The sequence below is a fragment of the Umezawaea sp. NPDC059074 genome, from assembly GCF_042738955.1.
In the GTDB taxonomy this organism is placed as follows: Bacteria; Actinomycetota; Actinomycetes; order Mycobacteriales; family Pseudonocardiaceae; genus Umezawaea.
On the sequence record NZ_JBHYHC010000282.1, the window covers coordinates 1 to 2,511 of the forward strand.

Below are 2,511 nucleotides of genomic sequence, written 5' to 3' on the forward strand. Positions count from 1 at the left end.
AAGACGTTGCCGACCGCCTCGACCCTGATCCGGCCCTTGGTCGTCGGGATCCTCGGCAGCGTCACGGTCTCGGAACCGTCGTTGCGGGTGCGGCTCGTGAGCACGTGCGGGAACGTCCGGCCGCCGTCCGTCGAGTAGGTGATCCGCACGGCGGTCGTCCCGATCGGGGCGGCGGCGGTGCCCGCCACGTCCCAGGTGACCGCGAGCCGCGACCCGCCCCGGACCGCCGTCGCGGCGGCCTGCGAGGTGACCCGGAACGGCCCGGCGGTCGGCGCGACCACGAGTTCGGTGTCGGCGCTGCCGATCCCGCCACCGCCCTGCCTGCCGTCGCGGGCGGTGAGCTTGAAGTGCAGCGTCCGGGTGCCGTCCACGCCGACCCAGTCGGCCGTGGGCAGGAACTCCGAGTAGCAGTCGACCACGTCGGCGGGCACGTTCGTCCCGCTGCCCGTCTCCGGCGGCGGTGGCGCGGCCGGGCACGCTCCCGTCGCCGCGTTGGTGTGACCCGCCGCGATCTGGGCCAGGTCCGGGAAGACCCGCTCCGGGTCGCGGGTCGTGGTGTTCTCGCCGGGGGAGCCGTACTTCAGCGCGTCCTCGTCGCTCACGATCGCGGCCGTGCCGAACACCCGGAACAACGGCCCGTCGACCTTGGTGTTGCTCACCAACGACGTGCCGTTCTCGCCGCCCCGGTCGTTCTGCTCCCACAGGTAGGTGACCGGGTCGCCGTCGGGGTCGAGGGCGCGACCGGTCAGCGCGAACGGCGTGCGGGCCGGGATGGTGTGCCGCTTGGCGGTGGTCACGACCGGCGGGTGGTTGCGGGTGGCCTCGACCCGGTGACCCCGGTTGTCCTGCGGACCGCCCTGGACGGACTCGCCCACGAGCGCGGTCGCCCCGGTCGCCTCGACCCCGAGCGGGCGGACGTCCACGCCCGTCAGCGCGCCGCCGAACGTGACCTGGAACCCGGCGTCGTCGACTGCGGCGGGCCGGTCGGCGCTGTTGCCGAAGCCCGCGACGACCACCTCGGCCCCGGCCGGGAGGACCGTCCGGAGTGCGGCCCGGATCCCGTCCGGCGTGTAGTCCACGCCACGGGTGACGGGCGCGGAACGGCGGCCGCGGTAGGTCAGCGTGAAGGAGTCGGCGCCGTCGAAGTCCCGCAGCGCCACGTTCTGCTCCTCGCTGATGGGCGGGAGGACCGCGGACGTGTACGAGGTGATCTCCGCGAGGCTGCCGTGCGACCAGTACGGGTCGCTGTGGCGCTGGAGGTTGTCCTGGCGGCAGATCCCCGCGTACGCCATGATCGACGACCCGCTGCCGGGCTCGAACGACGTGTCGGCGTTGCGCTGCCCGATGCCGCAGTTCCACTGGTCGCCGTTGAACGTGTGGTTCGCGGAGAACTGGTGGCCCATCTCGTGCGCCACGTAGTCGACCGCGAAGTAGTCGCCGACCGGGGTGGGCAGGCCCGTGCACCCGATGGCCTTGTCGTACCCGCCGACTCCCCGCCCCGCCGCGCCGCCGCCGGGGGTGCCGAGGGCGACGTGGCCGATGTCGTAGTTGCCCGCGCCGACGAGCTGCCCGAGCGCGCTGACGTTGTCGACGAACGTGTCCGTCCCGCACGCCACCAGGCCTTCCGGCCGGTAGCAGGGGGCCGCGCCGCACGGGCCGTTCGGGCCGGAAGCCTCGGCCTCGGTGTTCAGGTTGGTCCGGTCGGTGGCGTCGACCAGCAGCAGCCGGATCGCCGACTCGTCCTCGTAGACCTGCGTGACCCGGTTGACCAGCGTCACCTTGGCCGCGGTCACGTTCTCCGCGCCGAAGTACCGCGCGTACGACGGGTCGGTCACCAGCGCCAGCCGGTAGGTGCGCAGTCGCACGACGGGGATGGCGGGGGCCTTCGGCAGCGCTTTCACCACCCGCTCGACGTCGTTCTCCCGCAACGGTCGCGCGGGGTCGAGGTCGTGGCCGTAGTAGCTGGCGTAGAGGCTCTGGTCCCGCTGGAAGTACGGGTCGACGAACCACTGGCCTTTCTCCGACCGCACGGAGGCGTGGAAGCCCAGCGGGGTCAGGTCCGCGCGCACGGACGCGGTCGGGTCGTCCACGCCCCGGCCCGCGTAGGTCCGGATCTCCGGGTGCGCGGCGGCGAGCCCTGGTTCCATCACGGGGGTGTCGACGAGGTCGAAGCGCTCGAAGGTGCCCGCGGGTGTCGGCAGCAGGACCCGTGTGCCCGCCAACGTGGTCGCGAGCGCGGCCCGGTCGAGGGTGAACCCGGCGAACCGGTCGGTGCGGACCTCGGCGGGCCGGGCGGACCTCGCCGCCGCGGCGTTGTCGACGCCGGTCCACGGGTTGTCCGCCGCCGCGGCCTGGACCGGGTGGAGCAGGCCCGCCGCCAGTGCCAGCGCGGTGAGTCCGGAGAGGGAACGTAGAGCCACGTCAGGTCTCCCGTCGGGGTGTGGCGGCGTGCCAACCCCGGCATTCTTCTGACGTTTCCCGCGGGGGAGAACTGACGAAAGTCGTGTGTCC

The 2,511-nt window shown here is 73.3% G+C and carries 1 protein-coding gene; it reads right to left on the minus strand.

Features of this window, described 5'->3' with window-relative positions:
* Positions 1-2,420 (minus strand): M12 family metallo-peptidase (locus ACFWW9_RS46045; protein ID WP_390389983.1); only part of this gene is annotated, 2,420 nt, incomplete at its 3' end.
* Between the last annotated feature and the right edge of the window lie 91 nt (positions 2,421-2,511).